The organism is Exiguobacterium sp. s5 (genome assembly GCF_018618075.1).
Classification (GTDB): Bacteria; Bacillota; Bacilli; order Exiguobacteriales; family Exiguobacteriaceae; genus Exiguobacterium; species Exiguobacterium mexicanum_A.
Genome location: NZ_JACSLK010000010.1, coordinates 18618 through 43677 on the forward strand (window position 1 = coordinate 18618; position 25060 = coordinate 43677).

The 25060-nt window shown below is 52.2% G+C and carries 21 protein-coding genes and 2 tRNA genes; all 23 read left to right on the plus strand.

Annotated elements, in window-relative coordinates:
• Window positions 1-9: 9 nt before the first annotated feature.
• The 23 genes from mfd (at window position 10) to lysS (ending at window position 24701) form a co-directional block, all read left to right on the plus strand.
• Window positions 10-3534 (plus strand): transcription-repair coupling factor, encoded by a 3525-nt coding sequence (mfd, locus tag KNP60_RS15130; RefSeq protein WP_214797797.1) that lies wholly within the window; start codon window positions 10-12, stop codon window positions 3532-3534.
• Window positions 3518-5065, plus strand: a complete 1548-nt coding sequence (locus tag KNP60_RS15135; RefSeq protein ID WP_214797798.1) for a polysaccharide biosynthesis protein — start codon at window positions 3518-3520, stop codon at window positions 5063-5065. The genes mfd and KNP60_RS15135 overlap by 17 nt, the downstream gene beginning before the upstream one ends.
• Window position 5066: 1 nt before the next feature.
• Window positions 5067-6482, plus strand: a complete 1416-nt coding sequence (yabN, locus tag KNP60_RS15140) for a bifunctional methyltransferase/pyrophosphohydrolase YabN (protein WP_214755094.1) — start codon at window positions 5067-5069, stop codon at window positions 6480-6482.
• Window positions 6479-6751 (plus strand): RNA-binding S4 domain-containing protein, encoded by a 273-nt coding sequence (locus KNP60_RS15145; protein ID WP_021065741.1) that lies wholly within the window; start codon window positions 6479-6481, stop codon window positions 6749-6751. Before yabN ends, KNP60_RS15145 begins: the two co-directional genes overlap by 4 nt.
• Window positions 6752-6796: 45 nt before the next feature.
• The gene (locus KNP60_RS15150; protein WP_034781803.1) at window positions 6797-7171 is read left to right on the plus strand and encodes an FtsB family cell division protein; all 375 of its coding nucleotides are present in this window, start codon (window positions 6797-6799) and stop codon (window positions 7169-7171) included.
• Window positions 7172-7245: 74 nt separating this feature from the next.
• Window positions 7246-7782: a S1 domain-containing RNA-binding protein gene (locus tag KNP60_RS15155; RefSeq protein WP_034781804.1), complete on the plus strand. Its 537-nt coding sequence runs from the start codon at window positions 7246-7248 to the stop codon at window positions 7780-7782.
• Window positions 7783-7977: 195 nt separating this feature from the next.
• Entirely contained in the window at window positions 7978-10380 is a 2403-nt protein-coding gene (locus tag KNP60_RS15160; protein ID WP_214797799.1) for a YhgE/Pip domain-containing protein, read from the plus strand.
• A 142-nt stretch (window positions 10381-10522) separates the two neighbouring features.
• A tRNA-Met gene (locus KNP60_RS15165) sits at window positions 10523-10599 on the plus strand.
• A gap of 9 nt (window positions 10600-10608) precedes the next feature.
• A tRNA-Glu gene (locus KNP60_RS15170) sits at window positions 10609-10680 on the plus strand.
• 68 nt (window positions 10681-10748) lie between these two features.
• Window positions 10749-11978 carry a tRNA lysidine(34) synthetase TilS gene (tilS, locus tag KNP60_RS15175; protein WP_214797800.1) on the plus strand — a complete coding sequence of 410 codons (1230 nt, stop codon included), beginning with the start codon at window positions 10749-10751 and terminating at the stop codon, window positions 11976-11978.
• Between the two features lie 35 nt (window positions 11979-12013).
• Entirely contained in the window at window positions 12014-12559 is a 546-nt protein-coding gene (hpt, locus tag KNP60_RS15180) for a hypoxanthine phosphoribosyltransferase (protein WP_021068188.1), read from the plus strand.
• Window positions 12560-12664: 105 nt separating this feature from the next.
• On the plus strand, window positions 12665-14692 hold the full coding sequence (gene ftsH, locus KNP60_RS15185; protein WP_034781808.1) for an ATP-dependent zinc metalloprotease FtsH: 2028 nt from the start codon (window positions 12665-12667) through the stop codon (window positions 14690-14692).
• Window positions 14693-14786: 94 nt separating this feature from the next.
• Window positions 14787-15551, plus strand: a complete 765-nt coding sequence (locus KNP60_RS15190; RefSeq protein WP_021068190.1) for a type III pantothenate kinase — start codon at window positions 14787-14789, stop codon at window positions 15549-15551.
• Window positions 15552-15571: 20 nt separating this feature from the next.
• Window positions 15572-16498, plus strand: a complete 927-nt coding sequence (hslO, locus tag KNP60_RS15195) for an Hsp33 family molecular chaperone HslO (RefSeq protein WP_051627654.1) — start codon at window positions 15572-15574, stop codon at window positions 16496-16498.
• Window positions 16499-16584: 86 nt separating this feature from the next.
• Entirely contained in the window at window positions 16585-17538 is a 954-nt protein-coding gene (gene cysK, locus KNP60_RS15200) for a cysteine synthase A (RefSeq protein ID WP_021068192.1), read from the plus strand.
• A 94-nt stretch (window positions 17539-17632) separates the two neighbouring features.
• Window positions 17633-19012 (plus strand): anthranilate synthase component I family protein, encoded by a 1380-nt coding sequence (locus KNP60_RS15205; protein ID WP_214797801.1) that lies wholly within the window; start codon window positions 17633-17635, stop codon window positions 19010-19012.
• Window positions 19009-19593: an aminodeoxychorismate/anthranilate synthase component II gene (gene pabA, locus KNP60_RS15210; protein WP_214797802.1), complete on the plus strand. Its 585-nt coding sequence runs from the start codon at window positions 19009-19011 to the stop codon at window positions 19591-19593. The genes KNP60_RS15205 and pabA overlap by 4 nt, the downstream gene beginning before the upstream one ends.
• Window positions 19577-20407, plus strand: coding sequence for an aminotransferase class IV (locus tag KNP60_RS15215; protein ID WP_214797803.1), 831 nt, complete (start codon window positions 19577-19579; stop codon window positions 20405-20407). Before pabA ends, KNP60_RS15215 begins: the two co-directional genes overlap by 17 nt.
• Window positions 20404-21189 carry a dihydropteroate synthase gene (gene folP / locus KNP60_RS15220; protein WP_214797804.1) on the plus strand — a complete coding sequence of 262 codons (786 nt, stop codon included), beginning with the start codon at window positions 20404-20406 and terminating at the stop codon, window positions 21187-21189. Before KNP60_RS15215 ends, folP begins: the two co-directional genes overlap by 4 nt.
• Window positions 21182-21547 (plus strand): dihydroneopterin aldolase, encoded by a 366-nt coding sequence (gene folB, locus KNP60_RS15225; RefSeq protein ID WP_214797805.1) that lies wholly within the window; start codon window positions 21182-21184, stop codon window positions 21545-21547. Before folP ends, folB begins: the two co-directional genes overlap by 8 nt.
• On the plus strand, window positions 21544-22047 hold the full coding sequence (gene folK / locus KNP60_RS15230) for a 2-amino-4-hydroxy-6-hydroxymethyldihydropteridine diphosphokinase (protein WP_214797806.1): 504 nt from the start codon (window positions 21544-21546) through the stop codon (window positions 22045-22047). Before folB ends, folK begins: the two co-directional genes overlap by 4 nt.
• A gap of 79 nt (window positions 22048-22126) precedes the next feature.
• Window positions 22127-23065 carry a tRNA dihydrouridine synthase DusB gene (gene dusB, locus KNP60_RS15235; RefSeq protein WP_233005531.1) on the plus strand — a complete coding sequence of 313 codons (939 nt, stop codon included), beginning with the start codon at window positions 22127-22129 and terminating at the stop codon, window positions 23063-23065.
• A 145-nt stretch (window positions 23066-23210) separates the two neighbouring features.
• Entirely contained in the window at window positions 23211-24701 is a 1491-nt protein-coding gene (lysS, locus tag KNP60_RS15240; RefSeq protein WP_021068200.1) for a lysine--tRNA ligase, read from the plus strand.
• Window positions 24702-25060 lie beyond the last annotated feature (359 nt).

The window sequence follows — 25060 nt, forward strand, 5'->3', positions numbered from 1 at the left end:
GAAATCAAAATGAATGCTTTAGAGAAATTCATGTTGGCATTGCCTGAGACGAATGTGATTCGGGAGCGGTTGCCAAAAGTTGATCGTCAACTCGTCACCGGATTGACGACGAGTGCCAAAGCGCTCGTGTTGGCAGGTTTGGCGAAAAATTCGCCCCGACGTCTCGTGGTCGTCACACATAACATGTACCAAGCCCAAAAAATGTACGATCAGCTCGAGTCGCTCGTCGGCCCGAGTCAAACATTGCTTTATCCGATCGATGAGACGCTCGCTGGAGAACTGTCACTCACATCGAGCCCAGAACTTCTTGCCGCACGGATTGAAGCTCGAACACGTCTCCTTGACGAAACGGGAGGCGTCCTTGTCGTGCCACTCGGTGGGTTACGTCGCTTTATCCCGAGCCCGACGGACTGGCGGACAAGCCATCGAGTCATCAAACCAGGTCAAGAGCTTGATTTGAAGCCGTTTGCTGAGACGCTGATCACGCTCGGATATGAACGAACGGCTACCGTCACCGCACCGGGTGAATTCTCCGTCCGCGGCAGCATTTTAGATGTCTATCCGCTCACGGAGGCGCGTCCGTATCGCATCGATTTGTTCGACACCGAGGTCGATTCGATTTTTACGTTTGATGCTGAGACACAACGCTCACTAGGGGTCGTCGCCGAAGCGGTCATTCCCCCGGCGACCGAGTTTATCGCTTCGACAGAACAATTGAAAAAAGCTGGACAGGCACTCGAACGTCAATATGATCGGACGCTCTCGTTGATTGAGACGGAGACGATTCGTCAAGCACTTGAGGACGGGATTGCCCGGGACATCGAACAGTTCGGTCGAGGTGAGGCGCCCGAAAAAGTTGGAAAGTACACGCCGCTGCTATATAGCTCGACACTCCTCGACTATGTCGGACCGGATGCTGTCTTGATTTTAGATGAAGTGGCCCGGATTGAAGACGCCGCCGACGTGCAAGATCGCGAGGAAGCCGAATGGTTCTCGTCGCTCATCGAACGCGGGGAATCCGTCAGCAACTATACGCTTGCCGTTCCGATGCATAAAGTGTTTCGTGATTTGAAGCAAGTGGCGTTCTCGCTCCTCCCGTCGAGACGGTCGGGGATTCCGGAAACGAACACGGTCCACCTCAGTTGCCGTCCGCTCCCGGCGTTTCACGGGCAGATGCACTTGCTGAAGCAAGAAGTCGAGCGTTGGCAACAAGGTGACCATCGTCTCGTCTTCTTAGCAGGGGATCAAACGCGGGCCGACAAGGTGGTAGCATTGCTTGAAGACTATGGCATCTCGTCAACGTTCACAAATGTGGACGGCGAGTTGTTGCCGCGTCATGTCCACGTCATGATCGGACAAATCGAGGGCGGATTCGAGCTCTCGACGAGTCGCCTCGTCGTCGTCTCTGAAGAAGAGCTGTTCAAACGCGTCACGAAGCGGAAACGACAGACGAAGAATTTGACGAACGCCGAACGGATTAAAAGTTATCAAGAGTTGAAGCCGAACGACCACGTCGTCCACATCCATCACGGGATCGGGAAGTACCTAGGCATCAAAACGATTGAAGTCGGCGGCATTCATCAAGACTACTTACATCTCGTCTATGCCGGTGACGATGCGCTCTACGTCCCGGTCGACCAAATCGATCTCGTCCAAAAGTACGTCGGGGCGGAAGGTAAAGAGCCTAAGATTTATAAACTCGGTGGGACCGAGTGGAAGAAGGTCAAATCGAAAGTCGCCAAATCGGTCGAAGATATCGCCGACGAGCTGATCAAGTTGTATGCGGCGCGGGAAGCGTCCGTCGGTTATGCGTTCCCAGGTGATGACGAAGAGATGAGCCAATTTGAAGGTTCGTTCCCGTATGCGGAGACAGAAGACCAGGTCCGTTCCATCGCCGAAATCAAAGCCGATATGGAACGATCACGGCCGATGGACCGTCTCCTTTGTGGCGATGTCGGTTACGGAAAGACGGAAGTGGCGATTCGAGCCGCGTTCAAAGCTGTGCTCGCTGGGAAGCAAGTCGCGTTCCTCGTGCCGACGACCGTACTCGCACAACAGCACTACGAGACGATGCTCGAGCGATTCAGTGAGTTTCCAATCAACGTCTCGGTCATGAGCCGCTTTCGCTCGAAAAGCGAGATGGCGGCGACGAAAAAAGGCTTGAAAGAAGGGACGATTGACGTCGTCGTCGGGACGCACCGCGTCTTGTCGAAAGATGTGACGTTCGCCGACCTCGGACTCGTCATCATCGATGAAGAGCAACGTTTCGGGGTTAAGCATAAAGAACGGCTCAAACAGTTGAAGACAAATATCGACGTCTTGACGCTGACGGCGACACCGATCCCGCGGACGCTCCACATGTCGATGATTGGGATTCGGGACTTGTCAGTGCTTGAGACACCGCCGGAGAACCGCTACCCGGTGCAGACGTACGTCATGGAATATGACGGTATCGTCTTGCGTGAGGCACTCGAGCGTGAACTCGCGCGAGGCGGGCAGGCGTTCTTCCTCTATAACCGGGTCGAAGGTATCGAGCGGAAGGCTGAAGAGATTCGCGCTTTGTTACCGGAAGCACGGATCGCGACGGCACACGGTCGGATGACCGAGACTGAACTCGAGAGCCAGCTTATCAGCTTCCTCGAAGGAGAAGCCGACGTGCTCGTCTCGACGACGATCATCGAGACCGGCATCGATATTCCGAACGTGAACACGCTCATCGTCCACGATGCGGACAAGATGGGGCTGTCACAGTTGTACCAGTTGCGCGGTCGTGTCGGTCGTTCCAACCGAATCGCCTACGCCTACTTCACGTATCGGAAAGATAAACGCTTAACCGAGGTCGCGGAGAGCCGGCTACAGGCCATCAAGGAGTTCACGGAGCTCGGGAGCGGGTTCAAGATTGCGATGCGCGACTTATCGATTCGCGGTGCCGGCAATCTGCTCGGGGCTCAACAGTCCGGGTTCATCGATTCGGTCGGATTCGACTTATACTCGCAAATGTTGTCCGAAGCCATCGAAGAACGGAAAGACCGGATGCGCGGCCAGGCGAAACAAGTCGTCTTCAAACCGGAGATTGCGTTCCAAGCGGACGCGTATATCCCGGACGAGTATTTGTCAGACAGCGAATTGAAAATCGAGATGTACAAACGCTTCAAATATGTCGATACACCAGAGGCGCTGTTCGCCCTCCAAGACGAGTTGATCGAACGGTTCGGGGAATTCCCGGAGCCTGTCGCCCTCCTCATCCAACTGACGCGTCTGCGCATTTATGGGGAAATGGCGAAAGTGGCCCGCATCAAACAGACGCCGGGTCGCATTGAGATGGTATTGTCGCTCGAATCGACGACAGCGCTCGACGTGCCGTCGTTCATGGAGTGGACGATGCCGCTCGGTCGGAAACTTGGCGTCGGTCAAGACAACGGTGCTCTCAAGTTGTCGCTTAGCGGCAGGATGCCGGTCATCGAACTGTTGAACGATGCCGATACGGTACTTGAGGAGCTTGTGAAGAGGTTGGCCCATGCGGTCGCCAAGTAAATTTGCGACCGGGGTCATCTTATTTGCGCTTGCGGGCTATCTTTCAAAATTCATCAGCTTCGCTTATCGGGTCCCGTACCAAAACATCGCGGGAGACTTTGGCTTATACGCCTATCAGACGGTATACCCGTTTGCTGCGATCGTCGCCTCGCTCGGCATGTATGCGATGCCGGTCGTGATTGCGAAAATTGGTGTCGGGGCCCAAGGGCCGAGACGCAAGCTCGAGGTGTTGTGGGGGAGTTTTTATGTCTTACTCGGCCTCGGCTTCGCCCTTGTCGTCGCGATGTGGATGCTCGCACCGGCGATTGCCCGTCTTCTCGGTGACATGCAGCTCGCACCGACGTTACGCGTGATCAGCCTCAGCTATTTGCTTATGCCCGCGTTGGCGGTGCTCCGCGGTTCGTTCCAATCGGTCGATGACTTAAGGCCAAGCGCCATCTCGCAAGTGCTCGAGAACCTTGTCCGTGTCACAGTTCTGCTCGTCGCTCTGTTGATTGGCGTCCGCTTTGGACAAGACGCCTATACGCTGAGCCGGTACGCGTACGCGGCGACGCTCGTCGGAGGTGTGGTTGCGATTATCATCTTATCGTTATGGGCGAAGAAGCTGCGGGTCGTCCCGGTCCAACGTGCGACGTTGCGGTCTGTCCTTCGGATTTTACTGACGACCGGCTTTGCCGTTGGCTTCGCCTCGCTCGGGATTTTATGGATGCAACTCGTCGACTCGTTCACGATTGTCAATCTAATGGGTGGGGACTACGCCGCGAAAGTCGGGAAAGGGGTATTTGACCGAGGTTATCCGCTCGTTCAATTTGCGATTCTTTTCACGACGGCTCTCGGGATGGCGAACGTGCCAAATTTGGTGCGCCATTACCGGGCTGGTCGTGTCGAGGCGACGTCATCCGGACTCAGCTCGATGATCCGTGTGACGACGACAGTCGCCGCAGCGGCGACCATCGGCTTGATGGGTGTCATGCTTCCATTAAACATTGCCTTATTCGAAAATGCCGCTGGGACAATGGCACTCGTTCTGTTGGCGACAAGTACGTTTGCTGCTTCGCTTGCCGTGGCGAGTATGACGTGCCTACAGGCGATTGACCGGGAACGGACGGCCGCTGTCGGTATGATCCTCGCGATCGGTGTCAAACTCGTCAGCAATCTGTGGCTCGTCCCTCCCTATGGCATCGAAGGGGCTGCCCTCGGGACATCCCTTGCCTTTTTAACGATGGCCGCCTTCAATTTCAATCGGCTCGATCAAATCATTCCGCTTGGCATGCTCCGATTTCGACACTATGGGCGTCTCGTCAAAACGGTGGCGCCAATGGGGGGTGTCTTGTTCGGTTTGAATGTCATCATAATGAACTGGCTGCCAAATCGTCTCGATGCTCTCGCTTGGCTCGGCTTTATGCTCGTAGTCGGGGCTGGCAGTTATGTCTGGCGGTTATGGAAAGAACAAATCTTGACGATAGACGAGTGGGAAATGATCCCGTTCGGAGGTCGTCTCATCAATCTGCTAGAGAAAAAGGAGAACTGATATGAGTTACGGAATTACGGTCGTCGGCCTCGGGTCCGGCGAACTCGAGCAATTGCCGCTCGGTGTCTATCGTCATTTGAAACAGCAACCTCTCGTTTGGTTGCGTACGAAAGAACATCCGGTCGTTCAAGAGCTGGAGACGGAAGGGGTCCACTTTGAATCGTTCGACTCGATTTACGAGTCGTGCGATACGTTTGAGGAAGTGTATGCCAAAATCGTTGAGACGTTGCTCGACAAGAGTGAGGAGTTGGCCATCACCTATGCTGTACCAGGTCATCCGTTCGTAGCGGAGCGGACCGTCGAACTGCTCGTCGAGCAAGGTGCGGACGTCACGTTTCTCGGCGGTCAGAGCTTTTTGGACGCCATGTTCCAAGCCCTGCGCATCGATCCGATTAACGGCTTCCAATTGCTTGATGCAACCGCGCTCGATGTGGAACGGATTCAAGTGACCCAACATGTGTTGATTGGCCAAGTGTATGATGGGTTCGTGGCCGGAGACGTGAAAGTCCAGTTGATGGAACGTTATCCAGATGAGCACATCGTTAAACTCGTGACGGCCGCCGGGACGAAACGCGAGCGGGTCAGTGAAATCCCGCTCTACGAGATGGACCGCGTGGCAGAAGTCGACAACTTGACGACGCTCTATGTGCCGCCGCTCATGGATGAGACGCATTTGGCGCGCGAGTTTTCGACGTTGAAGCATATTATTGCGACGCTCCGTGGACCGGACGGGTGCCCATGGGATCGGAAGCAGACGCACGAGTCGCTCCGCAAATATTTGCTTGAAGAAGCGTACGAATTGATTGAAGCGATCGACGCGGAAGACGATGATGCGATTGTAGAAGAGCTCGGTGACGTTTTGCTCCAAGTCATGCTCCACGCCCAAATCGGGGCGGACGAAGGCTATTTCGATATCCGGGACGTCATTGGCGCCGTCAGCGAGAAAATGGTCCGCCGTCACCCCCACGTGTTCGGTGACGTGACAGTAAACGATGCCGATGACGTCGTGACGAATTGGAATGCGATTAAACAAGTGGAAAAAGGGGAAAAAAGAAAATCGCAGCTAGATGGTGTCCTCATGACTCAACCCGGGTTGATGCGGGCCGAGCAGTTGCAGAAAAAAGCTGCACAAGTCGGTTTCGAATGGGACGATGTTCAAGGTGCGTTCGAGAAGTTGGAAGAAGAACTCCGCGAGTGGAGAAGTCAGCCGGAAGATGAACGAGAACTTGGCGATGTCCTGTTCTCAATCGTCAACGTGGCGCGCTATTTCAAGTTGAACGCTGAGCAGGCGCTCGAACGGACCAACCAAAAATTTAAGAGACGATTCGAATACATTGAAGCGAACGGCTCCCTCGACGAGATGACGCTCGACGAGATGGATCGGCTCTGGGATGAAGCGAAGGAGAAGGGATTATGAGATTAGACAAGTTTTTGAAAGTATCCCGTTTGATTAAACGGCGCACATTGGCGAAAGAAGTCGCCGACCAAGGCCGAATTCAGTTGAACGGACAAGTGGCGAAAGCGAGCACGGACGTCAAAGTCGGTGACGAGTTGCAAATTCGCTTCGGAAACAAGCTCGTCACGGTTGTCATCGACTCGATTGCCGAGCATGCTCGAAAAGAGGACGCGAAAGAAATGTACCGCTTGCTCAAAGAAGAAAAGGTGAACAGTGGTACGGAAGCGTAAAAAAAAGGTATACTGAACGTAACAGGACAGGAGGAAGGTGATTCGATGAATGGACGTAACCCGATGGAACGCAAACAGCGGATTCGGGCTCTTGATGAACGAAGAGAACAGCTGGAAAAAGAACAGAACCGGCAACGTATCCATCTTCGACGCCGCCTGGCTGCAGCCTCGCTTCTCTTTTTGTTGATGATTGTCTTCATCGGTCAGAGTTACTTCTCGAAAGTCGGATATGTGTCCGAGCAAGAACGGAAACAAAATGAAGCGCAAGTCGAACTTCGGGAAACGAAGGATGAACAGTCAGAACTAAAAGAGCAGGTCGAGCGTTTACAAGACGAAGAATACATCGCCAATCTAGCGCGCAACGAGTTGTTGTTCTCGAAAGATGGCGAGATTATTTTTTACTTCTCACCAGAGGAATAAGTGGGTTCGTTGACCGTTGACGAATCGACTCGTATAATTGTAGGGAATCAATCAAAAAAGGAGTACATTATTTTATGTCAATTGAAGTAGGAAGCAAGGTACAAGGTAAGGTTACAGGGATTACGCATTTCGGAGCGTTCGTAGAGCTTCCAAATGGCAAAACGGGTTTGGTGCACATCAGTGAAGTGGCAGATTCTTACGTCAAAGACATCAACGAGGTTCTAACGGTCGGTCAAGAAGTGACGGTCAAAATCTTGAACGTCGAAAACGATGGCAAAATCGGGTTGTCTATCAAAAAGGCCGTCGATCGTCCTGTCAGTGAACGCCCAGAGCGCCCAGCCGGCGAGCGTTTCTCTCGTGGCCCACGCCCAGGCGGCCCGGGTCAAGGCGGCCCACGCCCAGGTGGTCCAGGACAAGGTGGCCCACGCGGTGGCGGCGGTCCTCGCGGTGGCGGTCCACGTGGTGGCGGCGGACGTCGTGAAGTACGCCGTGAACCAGAAACGTTCGATACGTTGATGAGCAAGTTCTTGAAAGATAGCGACGAGCGCTTGACAACGTTAAAACGTCAAACCGACTCAAAACGCGGTGGACGTGGAGCCAAGCGCGGGTAACCCTTCGTAAACCATCAGCTTCTACTCGTAACAATAAAGACGACGAACCACAGACTGTCACAGTCTGTGGTTTTTTGTCGTCTATTTTTTTGTTATGAAAAATAACTAAAAAGGGTTGCATTTTTGAAAGGAAGCGAGCACAATAGGGAACATGAAAAAATAGTTATGTTTTATAAGTGAAAGGTGAGAGTTGAAATGAATGGATGGAAACTGTGGACAGCAGAATGGCGCAGTATCGGGAAAGATCGACGGGTATGGATTCCGATTCTCGCGGTCGCGCTCGTGCCGCTCATGTATGCCGGGATGTTTTTATGGGCGTTTTGGGACCCGTATGGACAAATGGAAGACTTGCCGGTGGCACTCGTGAACGAGGACCAGGGTGCAACGTTCGATGGGGAACAACTGACTATCGGTGATGAACTCGTGGAGAAATTAATGACATCTGATGCGTTCGAATTTGTCGAGACGACAAAACGAGAGGCTGAGTCAGGATTGGACGACCATGACTATTACATGGCGATTGAGATCCCGGCGGATTTCTCGGAAAAAGCGACGACCGCGCTCGATAAAGAGCCGGAGAAGCTCGAACTGAAATACATCGCCAATGAGTCGTATAACTTTTTAGCGGCTCAAATCGGAGGTTCGGCGATGGAACAAGTGAAAGGCGAACTATCGACCGAGGTCGCCAAACAGTACGTCAGCGCGATGCGTGACGGAATTCAAGATGCCGCTTCTGGGCTCGATGACGCCGCAACCGGGGCCGCGAAACTAGCAGACGGTTCGAAGACGGCCGAGAACGGCGCGACCGAGTTGGCCGACGGGACTGCGCTGCTCGCTTCGAAACAACAGGAGTTGGCCGACGGAGCGAGTCAATTGAATAAAGGTGTCGCGCAACTCGAGGCAGGGACGACCGAGTTGGCGAACGGAAGCCGACAAGTACATGATGGCAGTGCCGCCTTATCGGACGGGGCTCGTCAAGTAAATGACGGGGCGTCCGCCCTTCAAGACGGGACGAACCAACTCGTCGAAGGGACAGATACATTCGCTTCGAAGTTGGAGGAATTGCACAGCGGGACGGCTTCTCTCAATCAAGGCGTTCAACAACTCGCGGCTGGGATTCAGCGTTCGAAGGACGGCAGTGATCAATTAAGCGCCGGTTCGAATGAGTTGGCGGCCGCGATGACAGCGGCGAAAGAAGGCAATGCTGCTCTATTGGCAGGTGAGGCGGAACTCATGGCCGGAATCGGTCAGATGAAGACGGAGATGTTGGCCAGCCAAGATCAGTTGATCACCCAGCTGGCAGCACTCGCCGAGGCAGGGCAACCTGCTTCACCAGAGATGCTACAGGCAATCGTAGCCCAATTGGCGGAAGGTCAAACAGCGACCGCAGCCGGGTTCGATGAACTGGCAGCGGGAGCGACGCGTGTGAAAGAAGGACAGGCCGCGCTCGGTGACGGATTGACGCAAGCAGAGGCCGGTGCCAATGAACTTGCTTCGGGACTGGTGACGTTACGTGACGGACAAGCCGAGCTCGCAAGCGGGGCACAGGCGTTGGCGGATGGGTCGACACAAGTGGAACAAGGGGCTCAAACGGCCGCTACGAGTTCGAAAGAGCTGGCTGCCGCGAGCAACCGAATAAATGCCGGGGTCGGAGAGTTGAAAGACGGGACGTCCGAACTTGCGACCGGTAGTGACCGTCTGACCGAAGCGACAGGAGCTCTTTCAGAAGGAAGTTCAAAACTCGCGGACGGAGCGAAGAGTGCGGGTGACGGAACGGACACACTTGCGGACGGCGCTGTACGTTTGGCAGAGGGCGGTAAAGACCTTCAGTCAGGTAGCGACCAGCTCGCAGACGGAGTGTCCGAACTTGCGGCTGGCAACAGCAAGTTACGGGACGCGCTCGCTGATGGGGCCGAAGCAGCCGCGATCGACATTCGAGACGATAACGTTGACATGATGGCCGGACCGGTCACAGTCGTCAACGACTCGATTCATAAGGTACCGAACTACGGAACGGGCTTTGCACCGTACTTCATGTCACTCGGTCTATTCGTCGGGGCGCTCTTGTTATCCATCGTCTACCCGCTGTACGATCCGGCTGGTAAGCCGAAACGCAGCCTGTCGTGGCTCGTCTCGAAATCGGGTGTCCTACTCGTGGTCGGCTTTGTTCAAGCGCTTGTCTTAGATGTGGCGATGGTCATGCTGCTCGGACTTGAAGTCGAGGCACCGCTTCAGTTCTTCGGATTCAGTTGGCTCGTCAGTATCACTTTCTTGTTGATCGTACAACTGCTCGTCACGACACTCGGGAACCCAGGTCGTTTCGTGGCCATCGTCCTATTGATCCTGCAACTGACGACGTCGGCCGGAACGTTCCCGCTTGAACTCATTCCGAGCGCGTTACAACCATTCAACGCCTGGTTGCCGATGACGTATACGGTTGCTGGTTATAAAGAGATTTTGTCAGCGGACGGTTGGAGTTATTTGCAACAAGCCATCGTATATCTAGCGTTTGTATCGGCTATTTGTTTCTTCTTGCTTTGGGGTTATTTCCACATTGCCTGGAAGAAAAAATATCGGCTGACGACGTCAGAAGCGTGATGCACAACGAACTGAAAATCGTGTATAGTGGATAAGACGACACTATACACGATTTTTTTGTGAAAAAACTTTTAAAAAAGAATTGACACTGGCGTGGGTACTGGTTATTATAGAAAATGTGCTTAGGACACAACAATAACATGGCGGTGTAGCTCAGCTGGCTAGAGCGTACGGTTCATACCCGTGAGGTCGTGGGTTCGACTCCCTCCGCCGCTACCATTTTATTTAGGCCCGTTGGTCAAGCGGTTAAGACACCGCCCTTTCACGGCGGTAACACGGGTTCGAATCCCGTACGGGTCACTTACCTAAGCGAAAAGAAGCCATCTCACTCGAGATGGCTTCTTTTGTTATATCAAGGAGGGCGACGGATGACGAAAGTATTGATTGCTGTGTCAGGTGGAGTCGATTCGGTCGTCTTGTTAGACCGTGCCGTCCAGAGCGGCCTTGAGATCGGAGTGGTCCACGTCCACCACGGATTGCGTCTCGAGTCGGATGAAGAGTATGAATTTGTGCGACGTCTTGCCGACTCGTACGACGTGCCGTTTCATGGCAAACGGCTCACTTTCCCGAACGGTGGTTCACAAGCTGCTTACCGGACAGCACGTTATGCATTCTTTGAAGAAGTCATGCGTGCGTTCGGGTATACACAACTGATGACGGCTCATCATGCGGACGATCAACTCGAGACGGTTCTCATTCAACTACACCGTAACGTCGTCGAAGTAACAGGAATTCCCGAGTGTCGTCCGTTTGCAGGAGGGGAGCTCGTCCGCCCGCTCCTATCGGAAACGAAACGAGAACTGATTGCCTACGCCAATCGACATCGTCTCGAATGGCGAGAAGATGCGAGCAATGCCGAAGCGGATTACTTACGAAACAAGCTGCGGCATCAGCTCGTCCCGCAACTCCTCGCCTCTCGACCGGATCTCGTTTACGTCGTGAGCGAGACGGCAAGGCGTCAGCGCGAACTATGGGACGCTCGTTATCGACGGATGGAGATGTGGATGGATACCTCAGTTCATTTTGAGATGAAAGCGTTTCATGTGAAACTAGACGACGTGCTCGGTTTAGATCGGTTTGAGCGACACGTCGTGGGGCGATTGCTCTCTACTCGATATGGGGTAGAGGTAGGAGAAGCGATGGAACGTCTTCTTGAGAATCCACGAGGGTCAGGACACTTTGATTTAGAAGGTCCGTGGCAACTTTGGAAACAAGGTGGAAACTTGTCATTGCAGACAACCGATCGACCGCTGCCTCTCCCGACTGAACTAGTGGTGACGACGTTCCCAGCATGCGTAACGTTCGGTGAGAGTCGATTTTCACTTGAAATCGTCGAAGAGGCACATGGCATCCCGCTCGAGGCAATCGAGTTGCCGTTGATCATCCGCTCTGTCGAGGCTGGAGACGCGATAAAACTGTCCGTCGGGACGAAAAAAGTCGCCCGCATCTTCATTGACGCGAAGATTCCGCGAGAAAAACGACCTTTTGTCCCATTGGTAGTTGACGCAACGGGACGAATTATCGCTATAGTAGGGGTAAGAGTTTCCGATTTTCCGGATAAGTCGGGTGCGATGTGCCCACGATTAATGGTAAAATGATGATTGTGTCGGATAAGAAAGAGGAGGATTTTAAGATGTCATTAATGAACGATATGGAGAAAGTACTGATTTCAAGCGAAGAGATTCAAGGTAAAGTGAAAGAACTCGCTACAACACTTAGCGAAGAATATAAAGAAGAGTTCCCACTCCTCGTCTGCGTGTTAAAAGGTGCGATGCCATTCATGTCAGACCTCGTCAAAGAAATGGACATCCATTTAGAAATGGATTTCATGGACGTGTCGACGTACCATGGCGGAACGTCATCGACGGGTGAAGTTAAAATTGAGAAAGATTTAAATACATCTGTAGAAGGACGCGACATCTTGATTGTAGAAGATATCATTGATAGTGGACTCACGCTCGGCTATCTCGTCGACCTGCTCAAGTACCGCAAAGCCAAATCGGTTAAAATCGTGACGCTTCTCGATAAACCGACGGGCCGCAAGAACGGATTGTCGGCAGATTATAGCGGATTCGTTATTCCGCACGAGTTTGTTGTCGGCTATGGTCTCGATTACGAAGAGAAATATCGTAACCTTCCGTACGTCGGTGTGCTCAAGCCGAGCATTTACGGGGGCTAACGTTTTTCTTTTGAAAATGCGTCGTGTTAAGATAAAAGAAATACCCAAAGTATACACATATACTGAATGGGCGAGAACATCGTTTCTCGGAATAGGAGGCAGAGAATGAATCGTGCAGTGAAAAACACCTTAGTTTTCGGTGTGATTTTCCTAGCCTTGATCTTGTTCCTTCAATATTTACAAAACCCGAATAGCCAGAGCGAGACGCTTACGTATTCGAAGTTCTTGGAATATGTGGAAGAAGGTCGGATTGAAACGGCAACCGTACAAGAAATTCCGGGAGCCATCTCAATTACAGGAGATCTAACAGGAGACGAAGATCAGCGTTTTGAAACGAATATCCCGGCCAACGAGGCCGAATACGCCGAAGTGCTCTCGTCACTTCGCGCGGATACCGACATCCAAATCGAAGAAGCAGAGTCGAGTGGTAGCTGGTTCAGCATCGTATTCGCGATCTTACCGTTCATCATCATCTTCATCTTATTCTTCTTCTTGCTCAACCAAGCCCAAGGTGGCGGTGGTGGTGGTCGTGTGATGAACTTCGGGAAATCGAAGGCGAAATTATACGATCAAGAGAAGCGCCGTGTGACGTTTGAAGACGTTGCCGGAGCGGATGAAGAGAAGCAAGAGCTCATCGAAGTCGTTGAATTCTTGAAAGACCCACGTAAGTTCTCGAAACTCGGGGCACGGATTCCGAAAGGTGTCTTGCTTGTCGGTCCTCCGGGAACAGGTAAAACATTGCTCGCTCGTGCAGCTGCAGGAGAAGCCGGTGTACCGTTCTTCTCAATCTCAGGTTCTGACTTCGTCGAAATGTTCGTCGGTGTCGGGGCGTCACGTGTACGTGACTTGTTCGAGAATGCGAAAAAGAACGCACCGTGTATCATCTTTATCGATGAAATCGATGCGGTCGGACGTCAACGTGGCGCCGGCCTCGGTGGTGGCCATGACGAGCGTGAACAAACGCTTAACCAACTTCTTGTCGAGATGGATGGATTCAGTGACAACGAAGGCATCATCATGATTGCCGCGACGAACCGTCCGGATATTCTTGACCCGGCCCTTCTTCGTCCAGGCCGTTTTGACCGTCAAATCACGGTTGATCGTCCGGATGTGAAAGGCCGTGAAGCGGTACTCAAAGTTCATGCGCGCAACAAGCCACTTGATTCGACAGTCGACTTGAAGTCGATTGCGCAGCGGACACCTGGATTCTCAGGTGCTGACCTTGAAAACTTATTGAACGAAGCAGCGCTCGTCGCAGCCCGGTCTGACCGTTCAGCGGTATCAGTCGTGGATGTTGAGGAAGCGATTGACCGCGTCATCGCCGGTCCTTCTAAGAAGAGCCGTGTCATCTCGGAGAAAGAACGACAAATCGTCGCCTATCATGAAGCGGGTCATACGATTATCGGGATTGAACTTGAGAATGCAGATGAAGTGCATAAAGTGACGATCGTTCCTCGCGGTAACGCAGGCGGCTATGTCGTCATGCTTCCAAAAGAAGATCGCTACTTCATGACGAAACCTGAGCTTGAAGATAAAATTGTCGGTCTCCTCGGGGGCCGCGTGGCGGAAGACGTCATCTTCGGTGAAGTGTCAACAGGAGCAAGTAATGACTTCCAACGTGCGACTGGTATCGCCCGGAAGATGGTCATGGATTACGGGATGAGCGATAAGCTCGGGCCGCTCCAACTTGGGTCAAACCATGGTGGACAAGTCTTCCTCGGCCGTGACTTCCAAACGGAACAGAACTACTCGGATGCGATTGCACAAGACATCGACCTCGAGATTCGTGATATCATCAACCGTTGTTACGCCAAAGCGAAACAAATCTTGACGGATCGTAAAGACGATCTCGAGCTCGTCGCGAAGACGTTGCTCGAAGTCGAGACGCTCGATTCGAAACAGATTCGTCACTTGATCAAGACGCGCGAATACCTTCCGCACGAACCGGAAGAGCCGTCTGAACCATCGAAAGATGATGCAAGCGACGAAGCGAAGAAAGATGAGGCGGCCGTCAAGCACGGACAAGTCATCGATCAGCCTGGAGTCGTTCAAGAAGCGAAGCCGGACGTTGTCCCTGAAGGTGATAAGCCGGAAGCGACGCCGACGGAACGCCCGAACAACGAATCACGCTAAGTGTAAGAGACGAATGCCCTAAACAAGGCATTCGTCTTTTTTCGTGTTATAATTCGAGCGAACTGTAATTGACAACAAAGTGAGGAACGCTATCATGATTTTAGTGATTGATGTTGGGAATACAAATATTGTCCTTGGGATGTATGACGGCGAGACGCTCGTCCATCATTGGCGCATCTCGACCGACCGCACGAAAACGACCGATGAATACGGCATGCTCGTGAAATCGCTGTTCGATCATTCGAACGTTTCGTTCGATCAGATTGACGGCGTGATTCTATCTTCGGTCGTCCCACCGGTCATCTTTCCGCTCGAGCAGATGTCGCAACGTTATTTCAACGTCCGGCCAATCGTCGTCGGTCCCGGCGTGAAAACCGGTCTCGACATTCATGTCGACAATCCGCGCGAAGTCGGAGCGGACCGCATCGTTAACGCGGTCGCTGGAATCGCCAAGTATGATGGGCCGCTCATCATCGTCGATTTCGGTACGGCGACGACATACTGCTATATCGATGAGAACCGCCGCTATCACGGAGGAATTATCTCGCCGGGCATCATGATCTCGGTCGAGGCGCTCTACCAACGGGCGGCTAAATTACCTCGTATCGAGCTCGCGACGCCACCTACGGTCGTTGGGAAAAATACAATTCAAGCGATGCAGTCCGGGACGTATTACGGCTATGTCGCACAAGTCGATGGCATTGTCGGCCGCATGAAGCGTGAAGTCGGAGAAGCGACCGTGATCGCCACAGGCGGTCTCGCACGTTTGATTAGCGAGCATGCCGAGACGATTGATGTCGTCGATTCATTTTTAACGCTTGATGGGCTTCGTCTCATCTATGAGCGCAACCAGAAATAAACTTAAAGGAGTTACTCAATATGATTCAACCAGAACAACAAGCATTACTTGACCAAATGAAAGCCGATTACCTCGTCCGTGCCCTCGGGTTCAACGGGGAAGTCCGCGCGTTTGCCGTCCGGACGACGAAAACGATCTTTGAAACGCAACTCCGTCACCAGACGACACCGGTCGCTTCAGCAGCGCTCGGGCGCACGATGACGATCGGGACGATGATCGGTGCGATGCAAAAAGGCGCCGCTCGCGTGACGCTCAAAGTCGAAGGTGATGGACCAATCGGGAAAATCATCGTCGATGCTGATACGGCGGGAGACGTGCGCGGTTACGTGTCACATCCTCGTGTCGAAGGCGGCACGTTCGTGAATGATCACGGTTTGACGAAGCTGAAAGTCGGTGAAGCCGTCGGACGCGGGACGATTTCGGTGATTAAAGACCTCGGTTTAAAAGATTTTGTCGGCGGCTCGTCTGAGATTCAAACGGGTGAGATTAGTGAAGACTTCACGTACTACTTCGCGACGTCAGAACAAGTGCCGTCAGTCGTCGGTGCGGGTGTGCTCGTCCTCCCGGAAGATGAATCGATTCTTGCGGCAGGCGGCATCATCGTTCAATTGATGCCGGATGCGTCAGAAGAGACGATTCAAGCGCTTGAACAGGCACTCAAAACGTTCCCGCCAGTGTCGGTCCTCATCGGAGAAGAGAAGACACCGGAAGAGATGCTCCATATGCTCCTTGGCGACAGCCTCGAAGTGTTGGATCAAAAGCCGGTCCAATTCAATTGCACATGTGGTCGCGACCGTATGGAAAGCGCGATTATCGGGCTCGGTGCCGAAGAGATTCGTCACATGATTGAAGAGGATGGCGGCGCTGAAGCGGTTTGTCACTTCTGTGGCGAGAAATACCACTTCTCGGCGGAACAATTAGAAACGATGAAACAACAAGCACGCTGACCGCTTTGCTCCAAATTGCATATTTTGAATCTGATAGGGTATTATTACAATATCGGAATAGTCGGAATTATGGAGGAGGAAATGAAATGCGTATCGTAGATTCAGTAACAGACTTGATTGGAAAGACACCGATTGTGAAATTGAATGGATTGACTGGCGCTGAAGATGCCACGGTTTACTTGAAATTGGAGTATATGAACCCGGGGTCTAGCGTAAAAGACCGGATTGCGCTCGCTATGATTGAAGCGGCGGAACGAGAAGGGGTCTTGAAACCAGGAGATACGATTATCGAACCGACCAGTGGGAACACGGGAATCGGTCTCGCCATGGTCAGTGCGGCCAAAGGCTATAAAGCGATTTTGGTCATGCCGGAAACGATGAGCATGGAACGTCGCAATTTGCTTCGTGGCTACGGCGCCGAACTTATTTTGACGCCGGGTCCTGAAGGGATGGGCGGAGCGATTCGCCGTGCGACGGAAGAGGCTGAACAAAACGGTTATTTCCTCCCGCAGCAGTTTAACAATGAAGCCAACCCGAACGTGCACGAGATGACGACGGGACCTGAGATCGTCGACGCATTCGATGCGTCAGGTCTTCAAGTCGATGCGTTCATCGCCGGCGTCGGGACAGGTGGAACGATTACGGGAGCGGGTAAAGTGTTGAAAGCCCACTATCCGAACGTTCAAATCCTAGCGGTTGAACCGGTCGATTCACCGGTCTTGTCGGGCGGTAAACCAGGCCCGCATAAAATCCAAGGCATCGGCGCCGGGTTCATCCCGTCGATTCTCGATACGGAGATTTATGAAGGTGTCCTTCAAATCACGACCGATCAGGCGTTCGAATACGCACGTCTTGCGGCTAAGACGAACGGCGTGCTCGGAGGCATCTCGTCAGGTGCAGCCATCGCTGCCGCTGTCGATACGGCCAAACGTCTCGGCAAAGGGAAAAACGTGCTGGCGATCATCCCGTCAAACGGAGAACGCTACCTCAGCACACCACTCTATCAATTCGATGAAGAATCAGATAGCGTTCGCTCATAAGCAAACGGCAGTTACCGGGAGACAACTTCTTTCGGTAACTGCCTTTTCTTGTGTACAATTAAAGGCATGAATCAGTGGAACGGGGGAATGTGGCGTGAGACAAACAGCGTTCAAAACCATGAGTATGACAAAAGAGAAGATGTACGACACATATATGACATTGACGGAAGGGAAGAAGCACTATGCGTGGTTAGAGAGCGGACGCGTCGGCCGCTATACGATGGCCGGGATTGAGCCGTTCGCTACGCTTCACGTGAAAGATGGGGTCGGGACGTTCATCACCTCTGATGCGACAGAAACGATGCACGGTGCCCCGCTCGACATCGTCGAAACAATTCGGACCCGGTACGCCACCGAGCGGCCAGCAGGTGCTCCCCCATTTTTCGGCGGGATGATCGGTTATGTGAGCTATGATGTAGCCCGTACCCTCGAACGTTTACCACGGCAAGCGGAAGACGATTTGGCAACACCGGACGTTTCATTCTTGTTGTTCGATGAAGTAGCGGTCTTCGATGAAGAAGAGTCGCTTTTATACGTGATGGTCACGGCCGATGAGCAAGCGGAGGCGAAGCTCGAGCGCTTTGCCGCCCTCTGGCGAACAGAATCACATTATGCGTTTCCGCCGCTTACGAGCGGAACGGTCGAGCGATCCCGTTCGCTGTCACAGGATGAATTCGTTGCGGCCGTGCAAAAGATTCAAGACTACATCGTCGAGGGCGATGTGTTCCAAGTGAATTTGAGCGTCCGGCAGTCGGAACCGCTGCTCGCACACCCGCGTCACATCTACGACACGCTCCGGAAAGTGAACCCTTCACCGTATATGGGTTATTTCGTTGACGACTCGCTCACGATGGTGTCGGCTTCACCAGAACTGTTGATTGAAAAACATGGCGCCGCCATCTCGACCCGCCCGATCGCCGGAACGAGACCGCGAGGCCGGGATGAGGCGGAAGATCTGGAACTGGCTCGGACGCTACTCGACAATGAGAAAGAGCGGGCCGAACATGTCATGCTGGTCGACCTGGAACGAAACGACTTGGGCAAAGTCGCGGCTTACGGGACAGTGCATGTCGATGAACTGATGGTCATCGAGAAGTACTCGCACGTCCAACATATCGTCTCGAACGTGCGCGGTCTGATGCGGGACGGCGTATCGGGAGCCGAAGCACTTGGCGCGATGTTCCCGGGCGGCACCATCACCGGGGCGCCGAAAATCCGGACGATGGAAATCATCGAGGAACTCGAACCGGTCCGGCGTGGGATTTACACCGGCTCATACGGCTGGCTTAGTTGGGATGATGACCTCGTGTTCAACATCACGATTCGGACGATGATCGTGAAGGACGGAATCGCCCATGTTCAGGCTGGTGCCGGGATTGTGATCGATTCGGATCCTGAAGCGGAGTACGCCGAATCACTTTCCAAGGCGAAAGCGCTATGGACAGCGAAAGAAATGACGGAGGCGACGGTATGATTTTACTCATCGATAACTATGACTCGTTCACATACAATTTAGTTCAATACTTTGGGGAGCTCGGTGAACAACTCGTCGCCCGTCGTAACGATGACATCACGATCGAGGAAATTGAAGCGCTCGCCCCAAGTTATCTCGTCATTTCGCCTGGTCCGTGTACACCTAACGAGGCAGGTATCAGTATCGACGCGATTCAGGCGTTTGCCGGTCGCATCCCAATTCTTGGCGTCTGTCTTGGACATCAAGCGATTGCTCAAGCGTTCGGCGGAAAAGTCGTTCATGCCGAGCGGCTCATGCATGGCAAGACGTCAGCGATTCAACATGACGGAAACACGCTGTTTAACGGCATCCCGCAACAGACAATCGTGACACGCTACCATTCGCTCGCAGTCGAACGAGACTCGCTGCCATCGTGCTTGCAAGTCACGGCGGAAACGAGCCTTGGAGAGGTCATGGCGCTTCGACATGAAACGTTACCAATTGAAGGGGTCCAGTTTCATCCGGAAGCGATTTTGACAGAACACGGCAAAGACATGATTCGTAATTTCGTCGAGGTGTATCGTCATGTGGCTTTGGCATAACGGCGAACTGCGGGGCAGCTCTGAAGTAACGATTCCGGTGGAAGATCACGGATTTTTATATGGGATGGGCCTGTTCGAGACGTTTCGAACGTTCAATAGCATCCCGTTCTTGTTTGATCTTCACTGGGAACGTCTCGAAAAGAGCTTAGCGGAACTATGGATTGATTTACCGTATACGAAACAAGAGATGGAGCAGGCGATTCAAGACGTCGTTCGTCAAAACGGGACCCCGAACCTGTATGTGCGCTTGAACGTGTCCGCGGGGGTGGCGCCACTTGGACTCTACGACGGACGCTACACTCGTCCAAACGTGACACTGCTCGTCAAGCCGTTACCGGAATCGTTCCAGCCCACGGAAAAACGGCTGGAAGCCATCCCGTTTCCAAGAAGTCGGCCCGAAGCGGCATTCCGCTTAAAATCCCATCATTATATGAACAATATATTAGGGAAGCGCATGCTTGTTGATCGGGAGGCGGAAGGACTGTTCGCCGATGACTCAGGACATGTCGTAGAAGGGCTTGTCTCGAATATCTTCTGGGTCGAAGCTGACCAACTTTGGACGACGCCGCTCGCGACGGGACCTCTGGCTGGGGTCACGCGACGTTGGGTGATGGATACGTTTGATGTGAAGGAACGTGATGTGACGTTTGCGGAACTTACACAGGCAGACGAGATTTGGTTGACCAATTCGGTTCAACAGATTGCTCCGGTCACAGACTATGCCGGGAACAGTTATCCAGGAAAAGACGGGGCAAAATTTAAAGCATGTTGGTCTGTCTTGTTGCATGCGATTGAAAGGGAAGAAACGCGATGACAAAAATCATGGGAATTTTAAATGTGACGCCGGACTCGTTTTCGGACGGAGGACGGTATACGGCGCTTGAACAGGCGGTCGCTCACGCCAAGCAACTCGTTCAAGACGGAGCGGACGCGATTGATATCGGCGGGGAATCGACACGGCCGGGAGCCCGGTTCGTCTCGGCGGAAGAAGAAATCGAGCGAGTCATTCCTGTCATTCGTCAACTGAAGCAAGAGATTGATGTGCTCATCTCGATCGATACGTACAAACCGGTGGTGGCAAAGGCGGCATTAGAAGCCGGGGCCGATATCATCAATGACGTCTGGGGCTCGAAGTGGGGCGATCAATCGATGGCACAAGTGGCACGGGCGTTTAACGTTCCCATCATCTTGATGCACAATCGCGACAATCGAAATTATGGCCATTTCATCGAGGAGGTCGTCGGTGACTTGTATGAATCGATTGAAATCGCTCAAGCGGCAGGTGTGCCGGATGAGATGATTTGGTTAGACCCGGGAATCGGCTTTGCGAAAGACTATGCGCAAAACATGGAACTGATGAATCGACTCGACGTGATCACGAACCTTGGTTATCCGGTGTTGCTCGGTACGTCACGTAAATCATTTATCGGGCAAGCGCTTGATTTACCGACCGAAGAACGACTGGAAGGGACATTGGCGACGACGTGTCTAGGCATTATGAAAGGCTGTGCGTGGATTCGGGTTCATGACGTACGAGAGAATAAACGAGCGTCACTCATGATGGACGCGATGCTGGGAGGCGGACAAATTGGATAAGATGTTTGTGAATGGGATGCGTTTTTATGGCTATCACGGTGTGTTTGCAGAAGAGAATCGACTCGGTCAACGGTTTAATATCGATTTAATGTGTGAGTTGGATTTGGCGCCGGCCGGACAATCGGATGATTTGGCAGACGGCGTCAGTTACGCGGGACTCTATCAATTGACGGAAGACATCGTCACTGGGGAGCCGGTCAATTTGCTCGAGGCGCTGGGCGAGCGCATCACGACGGCTGTCTTGGCCCACAGCGACAAGATTCAAAGCGTCACCGTCAAAGTGATCAAGCCGGACCCGCCCATCCCGGGTCATTATGACTCAGTCGCAATCGAGATGACACGGAGACGGAACGTATGATGTACGTAGCGCTGGGATCGAACATTGGGGAGCGTGCCAACTATCTGGCAGAAGCGATTCAAGCGATGGCGGTAAACGGTCTTCAGGTGACGAAAGAGTCATCCGTATATGAGACGGCACCGGTCGGATACACAGATCAGCCATCTTTCTATAATATGGTCGTCGAAGTCGAGCCGTCCCTTTCGGCGGAGGCGGCCTTGCTTCAACTCCAACAGATTGAACGGGACCTAGGGAGAGAGCGGTTATTTAAAAACGGACCGCGTACAATCGACCTTGACATCTTGGTCTATAACAGCGAAGATATACAATCGAAGCAGTTAACTGTTCCGCATCCACGGATGCATGAACGCGCTTTTGTCCTTGCCCCGTTCGCGGAGATTGCTCCGGCGGTCGAGGTAAAGGGAATGACGGTGCGGGCGTTGCTAGAAGCCCTTCCTGAGTCGGAACGGCAAGACGTCGTCCGTCTCGGACCGTTACAATCATTGGTCAGCTCGGTTTAACGTTAGCAAAGGAAGTGGAGAAGTGTCAGGGTTCAAAATTGGTAATATCGATATAAAGAACCGCGCCGTCCTTGCCCCGATGGCCGGAGTGACAAACCCTGCGTTTCGTTTGATTGCTAAAGAATTTGGCGCGGGACTCGTCTGTGCTGAAATGGTCAGCGATAAAGGGATTTTATTGGAGAATGCAAGAACGCTCCGGATGCTCTACGTCGATGAACGGGAAAAGCCGCTCAGCCTTCAGATTTTTGGTGGTTCGAAAGACACACTCGTCAGAGCGGCCCAGTACGTGGATCAAAACACGAATGCGGACATCATCGATATCAATATGGGTTGCCCAGTCCCGAAAGTCACGAAGTGTGAGGCGGGTGCCAAATGGTTGCTTGACCCGGACAAAGTTTACGAGATGGTGAACGCCGTGTCGCAAGCGGTCGATAAGCCGGTCACGGTCAAAATGCGCCTCGGTTGGGACGAAGACCATATTTATATTCTCGACAATGTTCGGGCGGCTCAATCTGGAGGAGCGGCGGCGATTGCGATTCATGGTCGTACGCGGTCTCAACAATATGAAGGAACTGCAAACTGGGATTGGATTGGCGAAGCCAAGAAGATTGCGACGGTTCCGATTATCGGTAACGGCGATATTTCGACACCTCAAGAAGCAAAACATGCGATTGATCACTACGGTGTCGATGCCGTCATGATCGGGCGGGCAGCACTTGGTAACCCATGGATGCTGTATCAAACGGTGCAGTATTTGGAAACGGGTGAACTTCCGCCAGAACCAGCGGCGCGTGAAAAAATCGACATCTGTATGTTGCACCTCGATCGCTTGATTGCCATCAAAGGAGAAGTGACGGCCGTTCGCGAGATGCGTCAACATGCGGCGTGGTACTTGAAAGGGTTGAAAGGCAGCGGCCCGGTTCGGAAGCAAATCAACGAAACGGAATCGCGAGATGCTTTTGGCATCGTGTTGTATCATTTTGTGGAACAGCTCGAGCGACAAATGCAAGAAGTGTGAACTAGTGAAAAAAATTGATTTGTGGTAAGCTTGTTTGGCGAAAAAGTGAACCACACAAGCAAACGGTTTAGGCTGTGCTGTTGGCCGTGAGGCTGACAGTTTTTTATTAGACATCCCCAATACGTATAGAGGAGTGAATGGAGTAGTGAGTCACGAGTTGGAAATGAATGACCAAATGCAGGTTCGGTTTGAAAAAATGACCGAGATGCGTGAACAAGGGCTTGACCCGTTCGGACGTCGGTTCGAACGTTCTGCCCACGCCGGTGAATTACATGAACAATATGAGGCGATTGAAAAAGAAGCCTTGGCCGAACAAGACGTCGAAGTGACGCTTGCCGGACGAATCATGACGAAACGTGGAAAAGGGAAAGTCTTTTTTGCCCACATCCAAGACGTCACAGGACAAATCCAAATCTACGTGCGTAAAAATGATGTAGGTGACGAACCGTTCGATTTATTCAAATCATCTGACCTTGGTGACATCGTCGGGGTGAAAGGGAAGCTGTTCAAGACGAACGTCGGCGAATTGTCGATTCATGTTGAAGAGTTCGAACTCTTAACAAAAGCACTTCGTCCGCTTCCTGATAAATATCATGGCTTAAAAGATGTTGAGCAACGCTATCGCCAGCGCTACTTGGATTTGATTACGAATAATGATTCGCGTCAAACGTTTATTCTGCGTAGCCGCATCATCTCGGAAATTCGGAATTTCTTGAACCATCGCGGTTACTTGGAAGTCGAAACGCCGATGTTGCATACAATCGCAGGTGGAGCGGCGGCCCGTCCGTTCTTGACGCACCATAATGCACTTGATATGGAATTATATATGCGGATCGCCATCGAGCTTCATTTGAAGCGCTTGATTGTCGGTGGTCTCGAGCGCGTGTATGAGATTGGCCGTGTCTTCCGTAATGAGGGGATCTCAACACGTCATAACCCAGAGTTCACGATGATTGAATTGTATGAAGCGTATGCGGACTATAATGACATCATGGATTTGACGGAAGAACTCGTAGCTCACGTAGCCCAAGAAGTTCTTGGCACGACGGACGTTCAATATGGAGAAGATACGATTCATTTGGCTGTCGGTTGGAAACGTGCGCACATGGTCGACTTGGTTAAAGAAGAAACAGGCGTCGATTTCTGGCAACAGATGTCTGATGAAGATGCACGTGCGCTTGCAAAAGAGCACGGTGTCGAGATTCAAGACCATATGACGTTCGGTCACATCGTCAATGAATTCTTTGAGCAGAAAGTCGAAGAAACATTGTTACAACCGACGTTTGTCACAGGTCACCCTGTCGAAGTATCGCCATTGGCGAAAAAGAACGATACAGATCCACGCTTCACGGATCGATTTGAATTGTTCATCGTTCGTCGTGAACATGCGAACGCCTTCACGGAATTGAATGATCCGATTGATCAGCGTGAGCGTTTCGAAGCTCAACTTCTTGAGAAAGAAGCAGGGAATGACGAAGCCCATGAATTGGACAACGATTTCCTTGAGGCGCTCGAATACGGAATGCCACCAACGGGTGGTCTTGGAATCGGAATCGATCGCCTCGTCATGTTGTTGACGAATGCACCATCGATTCGTGATGTTCTATTGTTCCCGACGATGAGACACCAACAGTAAAGAATCGTTTTAACCTCTCGCTCTTACGTGCGAGAGGTTTTTCTATGGAGAATGTTGCCGGTTTAAAGAGGCTAAAAACTTTTTTAGAAAAACTTTTGCAAAAACTCTTGCGTTCTATTTAGGGATGCGGTAAAGTAATAAACGTTGCCGCTGATGGCAGCGGAAAAGAATAAAAAAAGTGGTTGACAACTGTGTCGATGACTTGTATTATTTTAAGAGTCGCCAATGAGCGACAGACGAACTTTGAAAACTGAACGATGAGGCAAAAATAAGTTTTACAATTTTTGAATGAAGCGCAAGCTTCGTCATTTTTAAAGAGCTATATCAAATTCTTTGGAGAGTTTGATCCTGGCTCAGGA

Bases quoted from the DNA above. Each gene is read 5' to 3' on its own strand.
- hslO (WP_051627654.1), top strand. From the start codon at position 15,572: ATGATTCAACCAGAACAACAAGCATTACTTGACCAAATGAAAGCCGAT.
- KNP60_RS15215 (WP_214797803.1), top strand. From the start codon at position 19,577: ATGTGGCTTTGGCATAACGGCGAACTGCGGGGCAGCTCTGAAGTAACG.
- hpt (WP_021068188.1), top strand. From the start codon at position 12,014: ATGTCATTAATGAACGATATGGAGAAAGTACTGATTTCAAGCGAAGAG.
- ftsH (WP_034781808.1), top strand. From the start codon at position 12,665: ATGAATCGTGCAGTGAAAAACACCTTAGTTTTCGGTGTGATTTTCCTA.
- KNP60_RS15150 (WP_034781803.1), top strand. From the start codon at position 6,797: ATGAATGGACGTAACCCGATGGAACGCAAACAGCGGATTCGGGCTCTT.
- tilS (WP_214797800.1), top strand. From the start codon at position 10,749: ATGACGAAAGTATTGATTGCTGTGTCAGGTGGAGTCGATTCGGTCGTC.
- yabN (WP_214755094.1), top strand. From the start codon at position 5,067: ATGAGTTACGGAATTACGGTCGTCGGCCTCGGGTCCGGCGAACTCGAG.
- KNP60_RS15190 (WP_021068190.1), top strand. From the start codon at position 14,787: ATGATTTTAGTGATTGATGTTGGGAATACAAATATTGTCCTTGGGATG.
- cysK (WP_021068192.1), top strand. From the start codon at position 16,585: ATGCGTATCGTAGATTCAGTAACAGACTTGATTGGAAAGACACCGATT.
- KNP60_RS15135 (WP_214797798.1), top strand. From the start codon at position 3,518: ATGCGGTCGCCAAGTAAATTTGCGACCGGGGTCATCTTATTTGCGCTT.
- KNP60_RS15145 (WP_021065741.1), top strand. From the start codon at position 6,479: ATGAGATTAGACAAGTTTTTGAAAGTATCCCGTTTGATTAAACGGCGC.
- folP (WP_214797804.1), top strand. From the start codon at position 20,404: ATGACAAAAATCATGGGAATTTTAAATGTGACGCCGGACTCGTTTTCG.
- folK (WP_214797806.1), top strand. From the start codon at position 21,544: ATGATGTACGTAGCGCTGGGATCGAACATTGGGGAGCGTGCCAACTAT.
- KNP60_RS15160 (WP_214797799.1), top strand. From the start codon at position 7,978: ATGAATGGATGGAAACTGTGGACAGCAGAATGGCGCAGTATCGGGAAA.
- mfd (WP_214797797.1), top strand. From the start codon at position 10: ATGAATGCTTTAGAGAAATTCATGTTGGCATTGCCTGAGACGAATGTG.
- KNP60_RS15155 (WP_034781804.1), top strand. From the start codon at position 7,246: ATGTCAATTGAAGTAGGAAGCAAGGTACAAGGTAAGGTTACAGGGATT.
- dusB (WP_233005531.1), top strand. From the start codon at position 22,127: ATGGCCGGAGTGACAAACCCTGCGTTTCGTTTGATTGCTAAAGAATTT.
- pabA (WP_214797802.1), top strand. From the start codon at position 19,009: ATGATTTTACTCATCGATAACTATGACTCGTTCACATACAATTTAGTT.